Origin of the sequence: Polaribacter sp. AHE13PA, from assembly GCF_019278505.1 — a bacterium.
Lineage (GTDB): Bacteria > Bacteroidota > Bacteroidia > Flavobacteriales > Flavobacteriaceae > Polaribacter.
The window spans coordinates 383,419-401,614 of sequence record NZ_CP058985.1; the positions used below are offsets into that span (position 1 = coordinate 383,419).

The window sequence follows — 18,196 nt, forward strand, 5'->3', positions numbered from 1 at the left end:
TTAAATTTACAGTAATCGAACACATACAGAGAATTTTCTGGAAAAATATCAAATTTAAATATTTATCAAATAACTCTTAATGAGGTTTATATGACTATTATTTACAAAACCTTTGAATGGTTTCGTAAGTAGTAGTCATTGTTATGTTGATATTATTGTTTTGACTTCGTTTTTTAGAGAGATGTATTTGTTTTAAAGGATGAACATCGTACTGATTTATTTTTTATTAGCATTACTACTAATAAATATTTCGTTTTTTTCTTCGGAAATAATAGCTAAAAGCCTTTCGTAATGTTTGAGGACATCAGAAATTAGTTCATCTTTAGTAAAAAGACGTACGTCATATCCTTTTCTGTAATCACCAAAATAAGTTATAGGAAGGTACGAACAATCTTCTTCAAATCCTCCAAGGTTGTCTTCATCAATTAAGTATTGAGAAACTAATTTGGATTGATTTTTTACGCCATATACAAAATTATTAACGACATCATACTTAATTTCAATTTCTACGCTTTTGGGTTTTTCGGAAAAATGAACAGTTGCTTCAATTCCATTATTTACAAATTCTTGGTGTAGTTCTTTAAAGGCAGGTTTAACCGTGTTTTCAATAAATTCATCAACAGATTTTTGGTCATCGTATGAAATAATCTGTTTTAAACGTTCTTTCCAAAATAAACCAGACCAAGGGGTTACTTGAAAATCACGTTTGTAATAATCATTATCTATAGCGAGTGCTTTTACAAGGCTCACAACAAATAATAGAATAATTATAGAAAACGGTAGTGCTGTAATAAGTGTCATGCTTTGTAAGGCTTCAAGCCCTCCAGCGTTTAATAAAAATAGGGCTAGAATAGCAAGTAGAATTCCCCATCCTGCAGTTTGCCATTTAGGAGAATTTTGTGAGTTCTTACTAGAGATACTATTCATTACAAACATACCTGAGTCTGCAGATGTTACAAAGAAAATAAGAATGATAGAAATAGCTAATAAACTAATTACTTTAGTGAATGGTAGGTATTCTAAAAAATTAAACATCAAGGCATCAGGATTACTAGATAATTCACTAAGTAGACCATTTGCGACATTAATATCAAACCAAATAGCGCTATTTCCGAATACAGACATCCAAATAAAATTGAATAATGTTGGTATGATTAATACTGCCGAAATAAATTCTCGTATAGTTCTTCCTTTTGATATTTTAGCAATAAAAAGTCCAACATAAGGAGACCAAGAAATCCACCACGCCCAGTAAAGTATGGTCCAATCGTAAAACCAAGGCAGTGTTTCTTCTTCATAAATATGTGTATTAAATGTTAGTTTAAAAAAGTTATGAATATAACTTCCCATTCCTTCGGTAAAACTGCTTATTATATAAACAGTTGGTCCAAGAAATAAAACAAATAATAATAAAATAACAACACTAATAATATTAATATTACTCAGTATTTTAACACCTTTATCTACGCCGGTTACAGCAGAAAAAATGGAAATAGAAACCAATACACCTACTATTATAATTTGATAGATAAAACTACTCTCGGGTACTATGTTTAGGGTTTCTAATCCAGAATTGATTTGAACAACACCAAAACCAAGTGTGGTTGTTATTCCAAAAAAGGTACTGCAAAGAGCGAATACATCAATTGCGTTTCCCCATTTTCCTTTAACCTTATCTTTTAGTATTGGGTATAAACAGCTTCGTAATGAAAGTGGAAGTTTGTATCGATATGCGAAGTAGGATAATGATAGTCCTACAGTACCATAAATAGCCCAAGCATGAATTCCCCAATGGAAAAAAGTATATAATTGAGCATTTTTTGCAGGACTAATGGTACTGTTGCCCATTAATACTTCATTGGAGTAATGCTGCATAGGTTCTGCTACACTAAAATACATCAACCCAATTCCCATACCAGCGGAAAATAGCATTGAAACCCATGAAAAGAAAGAATAGTCTGGCTTGCTATCGTTACTTCCTAGCTTAATATTTCCGTACTTACTAAACATTAAATAAACCAAGAAAATAACAAATATTGTAACACACCAAACGTATACCCAATTAAAGTTAACAAATATGAAGTTTTTAACCTTATTCAGGAGGGTTTCTGTAAATTCAGGAAAAATAGCAGAAATTAGACAAATGGAGATTATAAAAATTAGACTAGGTATAGTTACGCCTTTATCTAAAGTGGTTTTGGTTCTAAAAGAATTACTCATATTGTAGTTTTCGTAAAATATTTAGGTTGATTAATTTAGTGTTCTGTTTAATACTGTTTTCAAAAGGTAAAATTTAATGTGCAGTGAAGATAAAGCTTAAAGACAAAGCTTATAAGAAAAAATAAAAGCAGAAAAACAGTTGCATGAACAAAATTACAATAAAAATAATCAATAGAAAGGATTTGGATAGCCAATGGCCTTTGTAGCTAATAAAGTGTAGTTGATTTTCTTAGCCTTGAAACCTTTAATTTAATATGTATTCAGAATAAGTAGAAGATTCAATTTTTTACTTTTGAAGTACCTTTTTAAGACAAAACCATGTATAATTGTATTCTTAGGAAATAGATGGTAGGAACTTAATAGCTTTTATATGTCTGTTGAGTATCAATATTAATTATTCAGAAAATATAAATATATTTCATGAATAATATTCAGGATTATCTTATAATGACATTTAAATGAAAATATTTTATAGTTTTAAATAGTAATTTTTATGATGCTACTACGTTATAAAGTATATTTGTAAATTGAAACTAAATTAGTTAATGATAAAATTATTTTTTATTTCTATTTTATTTTTTTCTATCTCCTTAACTGCTCAAGTTGGAGGAGGAGAAGTGTATCAGTTTTTAAATATTTCTACTTCTGCGAGACAAGTAGCTTTAGGTGGTGAGGTTTTAACGCTTTTAGATGATGTAAACCAGCCAATTTGGAATCCTTCTGTGATAAGTGTTGAAATTGATAATAAATTATCTGCAAATTACACGAGTTACTTAGCCGGTATAAATATTGGTTCTTTAGCATTTGCAAAAACGATTTCTAGAAGGTTTGGAACTATACATGGAAGTATTAAATATATAGATTATGGTTCTTTAATAGGAGCTGATGAGGAAGGAAATGAAACAGGTAATTTTAATGCAAGTGATATTGCCGTTTCAGCTGGGTATGCTCTAAATATACCAAGATCAAATTTTTTTATTGGAGCCAACATAAGGTTTATCAACTCTAATATTGATAGTTATAGCTCTGTTGGTGTTTCTGCAGATTTAGCAATTTTATATAATAGCCCTTATAAACCATATACATTTACTTTAGTTGCTAGAAATTTTGGTACTCAAATACAAACATATAATGGTGTAAAAGAAAAAATGCCCTTTAAAGTAGCTTTAGGAGGTTCTTATAAATTAGAACACGTACCTTTAAAATGGTATGCAACTATAGATAATTTACAAAAATGGGATATCTCTGTAGCTAATCCGTCTGATCAAACAACCGATTTAGAAGGTAATATTACTAATGAAGACGTAGGTTTTTTAGGAAATACTTTTAGACATTTTGTTATAGGTGGTGAATTGTTTCCAGAGAGTTTGATTAATCTAAGATTAGGCTATAATTTTAGAAGAGCAGCTGAATTAAAATTACAAAACGCAAGAACTTTTAGTGGTTTCTCTTATGGATTTGGAATTCAAATGAACAGATTAAAGTTCAATTATGCGTACTCTAAATTTCATTCTGCAGCAAATGCAAGTACTTTTAGTTTATTAATAGATTTAGATAGTAGAAGGTAATATGAATAAAAAAATTATAATAGCTATTGATGGTTTTTCATCAACAGGAAAAAGTACCATTGCTAAATTAGTAGCAAAAAAGTACAATTATATTTATGTAGATACAGGTGCAATGTATAGAGCAGTTACCTTATTTGCTATGAACAATAATTTTGTGAGTAAAACTCATTTAGATGAAAAAGGACTTATTTTAAATTTAAAACATATTTCTCTTACATTTAAGTTCAATGAAGATTTAGGTTTTGCTGAAATGTTTTTAAACGCTGATAATGTAGAAAAAGAGATTAGAACTTTAGCAGTTTCTCAATTAGTTAGTAAAGTTGCAGCGATTTCTGAAGTAAGAAAAAAGTTAGTAGCAGAACAGCAACTAATGGGAAAAAACAGCGGTATTGTTATGGACGGTAGAGATATTGGTACAGTTGTTTTTCCGGATGCCGAATTAAAGTTATTTATGACAGCTTCTGCAGATAAGAGAGCTAATAGACGCTATAAAGAACTGATTGATAGAGGTGATAAAGTAGATTTTAAAGACATACTTTTTAATGTAGAAGAAAGAGATAGAATAGATTCTACCAGAAAAGATTCTCCTTTAATGAAAGCAAAAGACGCTATTGAGTTTGATAATTCTGATATGGGTATTAATGAACAGTTTGAGCGTATTTGCTCTATAGTAGATAGAAGAATAGAGGGATAGTTTAAAGCTTACAAATAGTTTAGCCCTGATTGAAGCATTTGTCTGAGCTCTTTTTTGAGAGACGAAAAAAAAGCGAGTGCGGAAAGCAGGAAACAGCTTCTAATAAATATATAAAATACCTGAATATTATGGAATATTCAGGTATTTATGTGTTTGTAAAGAAATTTTCCACTTTGGATTTTTCATAACATAATCTACAATTTCTGCAGTCATCTTTTCTTTTTTACTCCATTCTGGCTGTAAATAAAGTTGACATTTAGCACCAACCTTAGCGGCTTCTTGTTCAGCAAAATCAAAATCAGATTTGTTATGAATAATCATTTTTAATTCATCTGCTTCAGGATAACATTCGGCTAAAGGCATTTTTGTTTTCTTAGGCGAAAGGCAAAACCAATTCCATTTTCCCGAAAAAGAATACGCTCCAGAAGTTTCTATATGCGTTCTAATATTGTTTTTCTGAAGGTTTTCTGTAATATAATCCATAGACCACATTAAAGGCTCTCCACCAGTTATAACAACGGTATTAGCATATTTTTTAACGTTGTCTACAATAGTATCTGCTAAAGTAGGTGGGTGCAATTCTGCGTTCCAACTTTCTTTAACATCACACCAATGGCAACCCACATCGCAACCACCAACCCTAATAAAATAAGCGGCAGTACCTGTATGAGCACCTTCTCCTTGTATGGTATAGAACTCTTCCATTAACGGAAGCATTATTCCTTTATCTACTAAATCTTTTGTATTTTTATCCATCTTCATTAAAATCTACCTAAAAGGTTTTAAGGGTGCAAAGGTAGTTTTTTGTATATCAACAATAAAAGGAATAATAAATTAATTGTAAAGTGTTATAAATCAAAACATTTTTGTAAATTTGCACTCCTTTTTACGAGAACAGATTTATAAAAGGAATATTTAAAACAATTTATAAAAACAACTCTTTGCGTTTATATCGTTAAAATCTGATAAACAATAAGATACAAAATTATTATTCAGAAATGTCTGAAGAAACAAAAAACACTGAAGAGCAGGTAGCTGCTACTGAAGTACAAGCAACAGCAACTCCAGCTGTAGATCCAACACAATTTTTAGCTGATTTTAACTGGCACAAATACGAACAAGGTATTGAAGCTGTTGATGAAGAAAAATTACAAGCATTTGAAAAAGCGTTAGAAGGAACTGTAGGTTTTGTAAACGAGCGTGACGTAATTGAAGGAACTGTAATCAGAATTACTGATAGAGATGCAATCATCGATATCAACTCTAAATCTGAAGGAGTTATTTCTTTAAACGAATTTCGTTACAACCAAGGTTTAAAAGAAGGAGATACTGTAGAAGTATTAGTTGACAAAAGAGAAGATTCTTCTGGTCAATTAGTATTATCTCACAAAAAAGCAAGAGTAATTAAAGCATGGGAACGTGTTAACAATGCTCATGAAACTGGTGAAGTAGTTAACGGTTTCGTTAAATGTAGAACTAGAGGTGGTATGATTGTAGATGTTTTCGGAATCGAAGCATTCTTACCAGGATCTCAAATTGACGTTAAGCCAATTAGAGATTACGATCAGTATGTTGAGAAAACAATGGAATTCAAAGTTGTTAAAATCAACCACGAATTTAAAAACGTTGTTGTATCTCATAAAGCTCTTATTGAAGCTGATATTGAATTACAGAAAAAAGAAATTATTGGTCAATTAGAAAAAGGACAAGTATTAGAAGGTATTGTTAAAAATATTACTTCTTATGGTGTCTTTGTTGATTTAGGTGGTGTAGACGGATTAGTACATATTACTGATTTATCTTGGTCTAGAATCAATCATCCAAATGAGGTTGTAGAATTAGATCAAAAATTAAACGTTGTAATTTTAGACTTTGATGATAACAAATCTAGAATTCAATTAGGATTAAAACAATTATCTGCTCATCCTTGGGAAGCTTTAAACAACGAATTAAAAGTTGGTGATAAAGTAAATGGTGAAGTTGTTGTTTTAGCTGATTATGGTGCGTTTGTAGAAGTAGAACAAGGAGTAGAAGGGTTAATTCACGTTTCTGAAATGTCTTGGTCAACTCACTTACGTTCTGCACAAGATTTCGTAAAAGTTGGAGATAAAGTTGAAGCTCAAATTTTAACTTTAGACCGTGAAGACCGTAAAATGTCTTTAGGTATCAAACAATTACATCCAGATCCTTGGACAGATATTACTACTAAATATCCTGTAGGTTCTACACACACTGGTACAGTTCGTAACTATACTAACTTTGGTGTATTCGTAGAATTAGAAGAAGGTATTGATGGTTTAGTTTATATCTCAGACTTATCTTGGACTAAGAAAGTGAAGCATCCTTCAGATTTTGTAACTGTTGGTGATAAACTAGAAGTACAAGTATTAGAATTAGATGTAGAGAACAGAAAGTTAAACTTAGGTCATAAGCAAACACAAGATAACCCTTGGGATGCACATGAAGCTACGTATGCAATCGGTTCTAAACATGAAGGAACAATCAAAGAAAAGAATGATAAAGGAGCAGTTGTAATTTTCGCTGATGGCGTAGAAGGATTTGCACCTACAAGATTCTTAGAAAAAGAAGATGGTTCTAAATTAGAAAAAGGAGACAAAATCGAATTTGTAGTTTTAGAATTCTCTAAAGAATACAGAAGAGTTGTTGTTTCTCATACATCTTTATTTAAAGAGCAAGAAAAAAGAAATGTGAAAGTTGCCGTTAAGAAAGCAGCAGAAGCAGAAAAAACTACCTTAGGAGATATTGGTGGTCTTGCAGCATTAAAGAAAAAAATGGAAGAAGGTAAATAATCATTTACATTTCTAATATATTTTAAAAGCCGATACAATTTGTATCGGCTTTTTTTGTGCTTTAGATTTTTAGTATTTAAAAATTTTAATTTTTGAATACTGAAAACTTTTTTTAGGGGCGTTCCTAAAAAGGTCGGGCTTTCCGCACTCGCTTTTTTTAAGAAAAATAAAAAAGAGCTCAAACAAATACTTCAATCCCTAACGCACATTTTTGCTAACAAATAGCTTACATAAAATTTACAGCTCACTAATTTATTTAATCATTTAATAGAATTATATTTGTTCCGCTTAAAAAGACAAGTATATATTATGACATTAATAAAATCAATTTCAGGAATTAGAGGAACCATTGGCGGAAAAACGGCTGATAATTTAACCCCAATAGACGCTGTAAAGTTTGCCTCTGCATACGGAGCTTTTATTAAAGCAAGAAATGCAGATAAGAAAAAAATTAAAGTAGTAGTTGGTAGAGATGCTCGTATTTCTGGTAAAATGATTTCTAGTTTAGTTGCTAATACTCTAGTTGGTTTAGGAATAGATGTAATCGATTTAGGTTTATCTACAACACCAACTGTAGAAGTTGCTGTACCTTTAGAGAAAGCAGATGGAGGAATCATCTTAACCGCTTCTCACAACCCAAAGCAATGGAATGCTTTAAAACTTTTAAATGAAAAAGGAGAATTTTTAAATGGAGAAGAAGGAGAGCAGATTTTAGCTTTAGCAGAAAGTGAAGACTTTTCATTTGCAGAAGTAGATGATTTAGGTTCTTATAAAAAGAATAAAAAATACTTAAAAAAGCATATTAAAGAAGTTTTAAATCTTGACTTAGTGGATGTAAAAGCCATTAAAAAAGCAAAATTTAAAGTAGTTGTAGATGGAGTAAATTCTACAGGAGGAATTTTTATTCCTGCTTTATTAAAAAAATTAGGTGTTAAATGTGTAGAGTTATATTGTACACCAAATGGTGAGTTTCCTCACAATCCAGAACCTTTAAAAGAACACTTAACAGATATTTCTGAATTGGTGGTTAAAGAAAAAGCAGATTTCGGAATTGTAGTAGATCCAGATGTAGATCGTTTGGCTTTAATTTCTGAAGACGGTTCTATGTTCGGAGAAGAGTATACATTAGTTGCTTGTGCAGATTACGTTTTAGGAAAATTAGGTGGCGGAAACACCGTTTCTAACTTATCTTCTTCTAGAGCATTAAGAGATGTAACAGAAAAGCATGGTGGAACGTATACAGCTTCAGCAGTTGGAGAAGTAAATGTGGTTATCAAAATGAAAGAAACCAATACAGTTATTGGTGGAGAAGGAAACGGAGGAATTATTTACCCTGCTTCTCATTATGGTAGAGATTCTCTAGTTGGTGTCGCTTTGTTTTTATCTCATTTAGCAAATAAAAAAATATCTTGTAAAGAATTAAGAGATTCGTACCCAAGTTATTTTATGAGTAAAAATAAAATTCAGTTAACACCAGAAATAGATGTTGACAAAATTTTAGAAACCATGGCGTCTACCTATTCTAACGAAGATGTAAATACTATAGATGGTGTAAAAATTGATTTTGCAGACGAATGGATTCACTTAAGAAAATCGAATACAGAGCCAATTATAAGAATTTATACAGAAGCAAAGTCACAGCAAGCTGCAGATGATTTAGCCGTAAGATTTATCAATGAAATTAAAGCAATAATAGCATAGTATTTTGAAAACAAAAGTAATAATAGGTTCATTTTTATTAATGAGCATCTGTTCTTTTTCACAAGAAAATAGTACAGAAAATATTGACAATTTAAAAAATGTAGAGAAAATAACCAATAAAGGAAAATTCTTTTTTTATTGGGGGTGGAACAGGGCTAATTACTCTGATTCAGATATTCACTTTACTGGTGATAATGGTAGTTATGATTTTACTTTACGTAATGTAAAAGCAAAAGACAGACAAACGCCATTTAGTTTCAACGATTATTTAAATCCGAGTAGAATTACCATTCCTCAAAACAATTATAGAATAGGATATTTTTTAAAAGAAAATTATACGATTTCTATAGGTGTAGACCACATGAAATATGTAATGGTTGCAGACCAAACGGTAAAAATTGACGGAGAGATAAATGCAGGAACTCCATTTGATGGTGTTTATAATAATGATAATCAAATATTATCTGAAGATTTTTTACAGCTAGAACATACCGATGGTTTAAATTATGTAAATGTTGAGTTTAGAAGATTTGATGAAATTGGTCACTTAATAGGTTTAAATCATAAGAATTTTCAAATAAACCTTACGGAAGGTTTAGGAGCTGGAATTTTGTATCCAAGAACAGATGTTAAGTTATTTGATCAAGAAAGACATGATGAGTTTCATATTGCAGGTTACGGTACTTCAGCTGTTATTGGACTAGATTTTACATTCTTTAAATATTTCTATATCCAATCAGATTTAAAGTTTGGTTATATTTATATGCCAGATGTTAAAACGACTTATAATCCAAATGATGGAGCTTCTCAAAGTTTTACTTTTTTCCAAAGAAATATACTTATTGGAGGAAGGTTTAATTTGTAAAAGAAATAAAAATCTACTAAAAGTGCCAAAAGGATTATAAAAATTCTTTTGGCACTTTGTCTTTATGTTTAAAACGTTTGTGAGACCATAAATATAATTCTGGTTGTAGCCTTATATTTTCTTCGGTTACTTTTGTGTATTTATCCGTAATTTGATAATCATCAAAATCTCTAGGCGTTTCCGTTATTAATTGAAATTCAATTTCATAATACCCTCTTTTTACTTTTCTTGCTACATAGTTAATTACAATAAAGTCGAACTTTTTTGCAAGCATTTCTGCACCAGTATGTATCGGTACTTTTACACCAAAAAACTCACTCCAATAATACGTTTTATGAGGTTGTGGAGATTGGTCACTTAGTAAAATATAAGCAGCTTGTAGGTTATTGTCAATGTTTTTTTGAATATTAAGAATTGTTTCAGAGGTTTTATAACCATCAATACCAAACCGTTTTCTACTCTTTTTAATCGCTTTCTCGTAATACTTGTTTTGTATTTTAGTATATGCGCCTAAAATTGTTGTTTCTAAAGCAAGTGGCATACTTGTAGACCATTCCCAGTTAGCTTGATGTGCTCCAACAATTATAATACCTCTTTTCTTTTTGCTATAATTATCTACTAATTCTGGATTTAAAAATTTGTAACGTTTTTTTATCTCCTTCTCACTAATAGAAAAGTATTTGACACTTTCTACAACCAAGTCTGTAAAATGTTTAAAGAATTTTTTAGAAATTAATGCTATTTCATCTTCAGATTTTTCAGGGAAAGCAAGATGTAAGTTTGCTAAAACGACTTCTTTTCTGTAGCGAAAAACATAATATACTAGAAAGAAAAAAAAGTCCGAAATAATATATAAAACTCTCATTGGTAATATAGAGAGCAGTAAAATTAATGGATATGTAAGTACAAAACTTAATAATTGCATATGGTTGTTATTTATGATGGTAATATCGGAACTTTATCTCTATGTTTAAAACGTTTGTGAGACCATAAATAAACTTCAGGTTGATTTCTAATATTTCTTTCAGTTATTTCGATAAATTTATCTGTAAGTTGGTAATTTTTATACTCTTTTGGATTTTCTGTAATCAATTCAAATTCAACTTCATAATAACCTCTTTTAATTTTTCTGGTCGTCCAGTATACAAAAGACATATCGTATCTTTTAGCTAGAGTTTCTGCACCTGTATGAATTGGTACTTTTATCCCCATAAATTCAGCCCAATAATGAGTATTCTTTATTTGTGGAGATTGATCGCTTAACAAAATATAAATACCTTGTTTTTTATTTACAAAATTTCGATGAAGGTTTCTAATAGTGTCTGAGGTTCTATATAAGGTACCACCAAATTTTGAACGAGACATTTTAATTACTTTTTCGAAGTGCTTGTTTTGTACTTTGGTATACGCAGCATAAAAATCTGGTTTTTTAATTTTTAAAGGTAAGCCTGTCAACCATTCCCAATTTGCTTGATGTATTCCTACTAAAGAAATACTTTTTCCGTTTTTAGCAACCTCTTTTAGTAAATCAATGTTTTTATATTTAATTCTTTTAGAAATTTCTTTTTCAGAAATTGTAAAAGTCTTTATACTTTCTACAATAAAATCGGTTAAATGTTTAAGAAAACTTTTACTAATTTTTATAATTTCTTCCTCACTTTTTTCAGGAAAAGCTAAATGTAAATTCTCTAAAACCACTTTTTTTCTATAGCCAATAATGTAATAGTTTAAGAGATATAGTCCATCCGAAATTATGTACAATATCTTCATAGGAAGTTTAGATATTAACCAAATAAACGGGTATATAAGACTAAAAACAATTAAATGCATGGAGTATTATTTTAAGTATGCAAATATCGGATATAAATTTAAAATGGAGTAGCATTAGTAAATCAGATTTCAGTAATTTTGCTTTATGATGAACAATATAAATCAAGCAGTATTAATACTGATTATTGCCAATGTTTTGGTTTCTATGAAAGGGTTTAATGATTACTCTTTTTTAGATAAATATAAGTTTCAAGTAGGTAAAGTTTTATCTGGTGAAAAAATAAGAACCTTAACTTCGGGTTTTTTACATGTAGACTGGCTGCATTTAGGTTTTAATATGTATGCTCTATATCTTTTTGGAGATATTGTTGCTCAGATTTTAGGGATTCCTGGTTTTTTAGTAATCTATTTTGGAAGTTTATTATCAGGTAGTTTGTACTCACTTAAATATCACAAAAATGAACCTTATTATAGTGCTGTAGGAGCTTCTGGAGCGGTTTCTGGGATTGTATATGCATCCATACTTTTATACCCTGCAATGGAATTGTATTTGTTTTTTATTCCAATACCAATTCCTGGTTATATTTTTGGAGTTGGGTATTTATTGTATTCAATTTACGGAATGAAAAAGCAATTGGGTAACGTTGGGCATTCAGCACATTTAGGTGGAGCTATTGGAGGTTTTGCAATTACACTTTTACTAAATCCGTCTTTATTTGAAACAAATAAGATTTTAGTAATAGCATTGGGAATTCCAATTATACTATTATTACTTTTTGGTGATAAATTAAAAAGTTTATAAAAAAGAAGTGATTGCTCACTATGATGAACTCCAAGTTTACTGAACTTGTTTCAGTATCTTAACGAGTTAAGTAATCAGAATTTATACCTATTTTAGAGAGAACCTTTTTTAGCTTGTTACTTTTGTAATAAATTTACTTTCTAAAAAAAACGATAATAAAATTAAGTCAAGATAAAGAATGAGTTTAAAAATTGGAAATAAAGTAGCTGTTTTAGATGATGTTCTAAAAGGAAATGTCATCGGTATTAATGGTGCTGAAATTTCTGTAGAAACTACCGATGGTATGATTTTTAAATTCAATGGATCAGAATTAGTTCGAATTGATGTAGAGCAACATGAGTTGTCTAAGTTTAGTGATATTAATAATTCACTATTAAAAGATAAAATTGCACAGAATAAACCAAAGAAAAGTTTATTTAAAAAAGAAAAGAAAGAAGTGATTTTAGAAGTCGATTTGCATATAAGTAAACTGACGAAGTCTACAAGAAACATGGATAATTACGATATGTTAAACCTACAATTAGACACTGCAAAAAGTAAAATTGAGTTTGCCATAGCTAAAAGAATCGCTAAAGTAGTTTTTATACATGGAGTTGGAGAAGGTGTTTTAAGATCTGAACTTTTAAGATTATTAAATAAATATCCAGTAAAATTTTATGATGCTTCTTATAAGAAATATGGCTTAGGAGCTACAGAAGTTTATATTTTTCAAAACCCTATTTAATTTTAAGTTATGAAAACCGTTTATTTAGATAACGCAGCAACCACTCAAATAGATGACCAAGTTATAGAGGTAATGCATACGTCTATGAAGAGTAATTATGGAAATCCATCATCTATTCATCAATTTGGTAGAAAAGCAAAATCTGCGGTAGAAACTGCTAGAAAGAATATTGCAAAGCATTTTAATGTAACGGCCAGCGAAATTATTTTTACTGCTGGTGGCACAGAAGCAGATAATTTAATATTGCACAATGCTGTTTTTAACCTTGGAGTTAAAAGAATTATTACGACTAAAATAGAGCATCATGCCGTTTTACATACGTGTTTTCATTTAGAAAAAAATCATAACATACTTGTAGATTATGTAAATCTTGATGAATTTGGAACTGTGGATACTGTTCATTTAGAGCAGCTTTTATCAGCATCAGAAGATAAAACGTTGGTAAGTTTAATGTTGATTAACAATGAAATAGGTAATATTTTAGATGTTGATGAAGTTACCGAGATTTGTAAAAAGAATAATGCCTTATTTCATTCGGATACCGTACAAGCGATAGGTCATTATAATATTGATTTACAGAAAATATCGTTAGATTTTATGGTATCGAGTGCACATAAGTTTCATGGCCCAAAAGGAGTAGGTTTTGCCTTTTTTAGAAAAGGATTTGGAATTTTACCAATGCTTCATGGTGGCGAACAAGAGATGGGTGCAAGGTCTAGTACAGAAAATGTACATGCTATTTTAGGGATGGAAAAAGCATTAGAAATTGCTGTTTCTAGTTTAGAGGAAGATAAAAATTACATTGAGAATTTAAAAAAGTATTTTATTTTTGAATTAAAGAGTATTTCAGAAGACATTCAATTTAACGGTCTTTCTTCAGACATAGAAAATAGCAGTTATACCATTTTAAATGTGCGTTTTCCTTTTACCAATGATATGCTTTTATTTAGTTTAGACATGGCTGGAATAGCTATTTCTGGAGGAAGTGCCTGCCAAAGTGGAAGTAATAAAGGTTCTCACGTATTACAAGAAATATTAAATGATACTGATGCAAATAAAACCTCAGTTCGTTTTTCTTTTTCTAAATATACAACCAAAGAAGAAATTGATTTTGTTGTTAAATATTTAGAAACTGCTATATAAGTAAAATACATTAAATCTATTAAATATATCAATAGCACTACTTAAATACATAGTTTAAGTAGTGCTATTTTTTTTTATTATTTCAATTTTAAAAAAGAGATGTTATACTTTAGACCAAGGTTGATAAATGGGCTGCTTAGTTCGCCTCCTCTTGCTTTTACATAACCTGCAGCTGCTCTTAAATTTAAGGTTTTAGAAAGCTCATAATCGAATCCTAAACTTGGTTTTATAATTAAACCTTGTCCTGTGGCAATACCACCACCACCTGCAGCACCACCTAATAGTTGTGCAAATAAAGAAGTAGAATCATTAAATAAAGGATTCGTTTTTAAACCAGCACCAACCAAACCTTCACCATAAGCACCTGCATTACCAAAATTTGCAAAAGAAGTTTGACCAGCAACATATACATTTTTATTTAAATCTAAATTTATTTGCAATGAAATTTGATGCATGTGTTCTGTAGGATCTTCCATTCTTTTAGCATTAAAATACATGTCTTGCTTTACAATGACTTCAAAGCCTTTAAATTTCCCTTTTGTAAAGGTTGTGTTGTCGGTATTTATTCCATTTCTCTCTATATAATATTTAATTCCGACACCAAAAGAAGAAGTGTAAAAATCTTTATTCGGAGTTAAGAGATAGCCTTTATTAACAGAGACATAAATGTCTTTAAATAATTGTTGTTCTATAGATAAATCAGGATAAAATAAGAAACCACCTTTACTATCTACACCACCACCACCACCAGCACCAATACCAAATTTTGCTAAAATATTGGTTCTGTTTTTGTTCATTGATAAATGATAACCTCCACCAAGTAAAACATCCATATAACCTGCTCTAATACCATCGTAAGCACCATCTACTTTTAAAAATGTAAACCAATTTTTGTTTAAGTAAGAAGTATATTCAAATCCGGCTAATTTTATGGTTTTACCTTCTAAAACTTGATCATCTGTAGATTTAGCCTTGCTTAAAACCTTTAAATTGTTAAAGTGAACCATTAAAGAATTTCTTTTTGGATTTTGATTCCAACTAGTATTACTAAAATGATCTAAATCTATTTCTTTTTCTGCTGATTTATAATCTGAATATTCAAAATCTAAAGGAATTTCTAAAGCTACATTTAGTTGATGCCCTTTAATTTCTCCACCATCAAAAAAGTTAACATAACTCCAACCTCCGTTTAATGAAAAGTTTTTAAAGTCATAACCTAAATTAAAATGAGGTAATATAAAAGCACCACCGCCATCAAGAGCACCTGCGCCACCACCGCCACCAAAGTGAAAACCGGTATCCACATATAATTTATTAGAAAAATATTTTTTAAGACCTGCGTTTACTCCCAAAGTAAAAAAACCACCTCGTATTCCTGCAATAGAACCATAGAGCCCAACACCTGTATAGAATTCATCACCTAAAAATAGATTATAATGAATCCCTGTTAGTCCCATATTGGGTTCTTTGGAAGTTTCTATATTAGGCATATCAATAGAAAGGAAATCTATTTTAGCAAACCCTTTTTGAGTAAGTTTCTTCGGAGTATTTTCTATTTGAGAAAATAATAGTTGGTTAGAAATTAGAACTACAAGTAAAAAAATAATCTTTTTCATAAGGTGATTTTTATCTTTTTTTAATGATGATAATTACTGTTTTGGAAGCTGGAGTATTGCTAATATCTGCTTTTCTGTTTTAAGACATAGCTTTTCGTTTTTTCAACAAATGAAGGATTTGAATAAATGGTCATTTTTTGTTCTCTTGTAAAACCGATTAAGCAAATACCAAATTCTTTTGCAAAATCTACAGCTAAAGAAGAGCAGGCAGAGACTGCTACAATAATTGGAATTTTTGCAATAAATGCTTTCGAAACAATTTCGTAAGAAACGCGTCCGCTTACCAATAAATATTTAGCATGCTTTAAATAGTCTTTTATCAATAAATCTCCAATTACTTTATCTACAGTATTATGTCTTCCAATATCTTCTTTAACGGTTAAAAACTCATGGTTTTTATTAAAAATTGCTGCTGCATGACTACCACCAGAGTTTTTAAAAGTATGCTGAAAACTATTCATTTTTAATAACATTTCATGTAAAACAGTACTAGAAAAAGTAGTTGTTTTAGTTCGTTTTTCTCCTTCAACATTATTGTCTTTTAGCTCATTTTTTTCACAAATTCCGCAAGAAGAAACCGAGAGCAATGTTCTTTTATTTAAATATCCTTTACCTAATACTTCTTTAGAAATAGTAACATTTATAATCGTCGGAATTTCATTTTCTTCCTTAACTATGTTAAAAATTAAAGTTTTGTCACTTTTATAAATATCTTCAGCAAAAAGCAATCCTCTTATTAATGCTTTGTCATTATCTGGTGTTCTCATAACTACAGTATAAGGCTCATCATTAATGTTAATTTGTAAAGCAGCTTCTACAAATAAAACATCCTGAATTGAAGTCTGTGCGTTTTGATTAATTTTTAGTGCTTTATAGGTGCTTGTTTGCATGTTTAGAAAGGTTAAGCCTTCCATACAAAATTACTGAAAAAAGTAGTGTAAAAAAACAAAAGTCTCGAAAGTGAATTCGAGACTTTTTATTTAAGTGTTTTAAGCCCCTAATCAAAAAACACTTAAAGTGTTTGTAAACTTAGTAATAAAACTTAATAAAATGTTAAAAAATGAGTTTAATTTATTAACATTTAGTTGTTTAGGATCTGTTTGTGTTGTTCTTTCTTACAAAGAATAACAATATACTCAGTAGTATTAAGTGTTGTAAAGAATAAATATGTATTTCCACCGTCTTTAATTTTGGTTTCTTTTCTAATTTGAGCGACCGTTTTTGGGAAATTTCTTGTGGTAATATTTGCTTTGTTTTCTACAACTAATTTTTTAAGTTTCTTTTTATCGTAACTTAAAACGTTTTCTATTTTAAAGACCCTTCCAGGAAAATCAATGATTTCATCAGAGGTATATAAATGAGAATGTTGTTGTAATTTAAAAACTTTCAATTGTTGTGAAACTTCATGAAAACCTCCAGATTTTAAAATAGCAGCATTGGGTTCATATAAATAGGAGCGTGGTTTAGAATATTCAGAATTTACTGCTTCTTTATAATTAAAGTTAAAAGTTTGTATCTCTTTTTTACCAATATTTACGGTTTTGATTTTTATTGGATCACTATACTCTTTTTCTAATAAAAATAACAATTCTTTCACCTCATTATTAAAGGCAATAATATGAATTTCTTTTACAAATTTTAATTCATTTATTGTACTTGTAATGTCTAAAATAGGTGAATTTTTAATGAGTATTTGATTGGTTTTAGTAAAAAGGAAATCGATGTTTTCTGGAACATTCGGTAAACAATCATTTAGTAAGAACACCTTTCCTTTTAGATCATTTCTTCTTGAGGGATCTATGTAAATACAATCAAAATTTGCTTTGTGATTTTTTAGATATTCAAGACCATCACCAGAAAAAGTAGTGATGTTCTTTACCTTTAATTGCAGGTAGTTATGTTTTACAATTTTAGATAAATCTTCATTAATTTCACAATGAATAACTTCTTTAAATTGTTTTGAAAAATAAAAGCAATCTACGCCAAAACCTCCTGTAATATCTATAATTGAATTGCCTGAAACTAGGTTGCTTTTATAAGCAGCCGTAATTTCTGAAGAGGTTTGTTCTATACTTATTTTAGGCGGATAATAAATATTTTCTGTAGAAAACCAGCTTTCAAGTTTGTGTTCAGATTTTTGCTTAGCTACAATTTGATTGGCTAATTCTTGTACAGAAATATCTTTAAATGGACTTCCTTTTAAAATCAGTTTTGTAATGTTTGATTTTAAATTATCAGTAATAAATTGCTGAATTTTTGGACTTAAAATGGCTTTGTTCAAAA

At 29.8% G+C, this 18,196-nt stretch carries 15 protein-coding genes; 8 read left to right on the plus strand and 7 right to left on the minus strand.

Translation table 11 applies throughout. The annotated features are described in order from the left end of the window. Positions 1-216 precede the first annotated feature (216 nt). Positions 217-2,220 (minus strand): BCCT family transporter, encoded by a 2,004-nt coding sequence (locus H0I28_RS01670; protein ID WP_218760212.1) that lies wholly within the window; start codon positions 2,218-2,220, stop codon positions 217-219. 545 nt (positions 2,221-2,765) lie between these two features. On the opposite strand from H0I28_RS01670, the gene porQ reads away from it, so the two are divergent. Next, positions 2,766-3,788: a type IX secretion system protein PorQ gene (porQ, locus tag H0I28_RS01675; protein WP_218752557.1), complete on the plus strand. Its 1,023-nt coding sequence runs from the start codon at positions 2,766-2,768 to the stop codon at positions 3,786-3,788. 1 nt (position 3,789) lies between these two features. Then, positions 3,790-4,482, plus strand: coding sequence for a (d)CMP kinase (cmk, locus tag H0I28_RS01680; protein WP_218760213.1), 693 nt, complete (start codon positions 3,790-3,792; stop codon positions 4,480-4,482). A gap of 126 nt (positions 4,483-4,608) precedes the next feature. Here cmk and H0I28_RS01685 read toward each other — a convergent pair whose 3' ends face one another. Beyond that, a complete protein-coding gene (locus H0I28_RS01685; protein ID WP_208888786.1) occupies positions 4,609-5,238 on the minus strand; it encodes a 7-carboxy-7-deazaguanine synthase QueE in 630 nt (209 codons plus the stop codon). 242 nt (positions 5,239-5,480) lie between these two features. Here H0I28_RS01685 and rpsA point away from each other — a divergent pair, with 242 nt between their 5' ends. The 3 genes from rpsA (at position 5,481) to H0I28_RS01700 (ending at position 9,858) form a co-directional block, all read left to right on the plus strand. After that, the gene (gene rpsA, locus H0I28_RS01690; RefSeq protein WP_218732957.1) at positions 5,481-7,292 is read left to right on the plus strand and encodes a 30S ribosomal protein S1; all 1,812 of its coding nucleotides are present in this window, start codon (positions 5,481-5,483) and stop codon (positions 7,290-7,292) included. Positions 7,293-7,601: 309 nt separating this feature from the next. Continuing rightward, positions 7,602-8,993 carry a phosphoglucosamine mutase gene (gene glmM, locus H0I28_RS01695; protein WP_218732958.1) on the plus strand — a complete coding sequence of 464 codons (1,392 nt, stop codon included), beginning with the start codon at positions 7,602-7,604 and terminating at the stop codon, positions 8,991-8,993. A gap of 4 nt (positions 8,994-8,997) precedes the next feature. After that, the gene (locus H0I28_RS01700) at positions 8,998-9,858 is read left to right on the plus strand and encodes a hypothetical protein (RefSeq protein ID WP_254712816.1); all 861 of its coding nucleotides are present in this window, start codon (positions 8,998-9,000) and stop codon (positions 9,856-9,858) included. Positions 9,859-9,892: 34 nt separating this feature from the next. On the opposite strand, the gene H0I28_RS01705 is transcribed toward H0I28_RS01700, so the two are convergent. Together H0I28_RS01705 and H0I28_RS01710 are read right to left on the minus strand one after the other, a co-directional pair. Then, positions 9,893-10,783, minus strand: a complete 891-nt coding sequence (locus H0I28_RS01705) for a lysophospholipid acyltransferase family protein (protein WP_218760214.1) — start codon at positions 10,781-10,783, stop codon at positions 9,893-9,895. An 11-nt stretch (positions 10,784-10,794) separates the two neighbouring features. Next, entirely contained in the window at positions 10,795-11,688 is an 894-nt protein-coding gene (locus H0I28_RS01710; protein WP_218760215.1) for a lysophospholipid acyltransferase family protein, read from the minus strand. Positions 11,689-11,773: 85 nt separating this feature from the next. Between H0I28_RS01710 and H0I28_RS01715 the strand changes: the two genes are divergently transcribed. From H0I28_RS01715 to H0I28_RS01725, 3 genes are all read left to right on the plus strand, one after another. Further along, positions 11,774-12,430, plus strand: a complete 657-nt coding sequence (locus tag H0I28_RS01715) for a rhomboid family intramembrane serine protease (protein ID WP_218760216.1) — start codon at positions 11,774-11,776, stop codon at positions 12,428-12,430. Between the two features lie 178 nt (positions 12,431-12,608). After that, complete coding sequence (locus H0I28_RS01720) at positions 12,609-13,154, plus strand: Smr/MutS family protein (protein WP_218760217.1); 546 nt, start codon at positions 12,609-12,611, stop codon at positions 13,152-13,154. 9 nt (positions 13,155-13,163) lie between these two features. Continuing rightward, on the plus strand, positions 13,164-14,297 hold the full coding sequence (locus H0I28_RS01725) for a cysteine desulfurase family protein (protein ID WP_218760218.1): 1,134 nt from the start codon (positions 13,164-13,166) through the stop codon (positions 14,295-14,297). Between the two features lie 77 nt (positions 14,298-14,374). On the opposite strand, the gene H0I28_RS01730 is transcribed toward H0I28_RS01725, so the two are convergent. The 3 genes from H0I28_RS01730 to H0I28_RS01740 all read right to left on the minus strand — a co-directional run bounded on the left by H0I28_RS01730 (position 14,375) and on the right by H0I28_RS01740 (position 18,194). Next, positions 14,375-15,913, minus strand: coding sequence for a hypothetical protein (locus H0I28_RS01730; RefSeq protein WP_218760219.1), 1,539 nt, complete (start codon positions 15,911-15,913; stop codon positions 14,375-14,377). A gap of 59 nt (positions 15,914-15,972) precedes the next feature. After that, a complete protein-coding gene (gene fdhD / locus H0I28_RS01735) occupies positions 15,973-16,803 on the minus strand; it encodes a formate dehydrogenase accessory sulfurtransferase FdhD (RefSeq protein WP_218760220.1) in 831 nt (276 codons plus the stop codon). 191 nt (positions 16,804-16,994) lie between these two features. Further along, on the minus strand, positions 16,995-18,194 hold the full coding sequence (locus H0I28_RS01740) for a class I SAM-dependent methyltransferase (RefSeq protein WP_218760221.1): 1,200 nt from the start codon (positions 18,192-18,194) through the stop codon (positions 16,995-16,997). Positions 18,195-18,196: the final 2 nt, after the last annotated feature.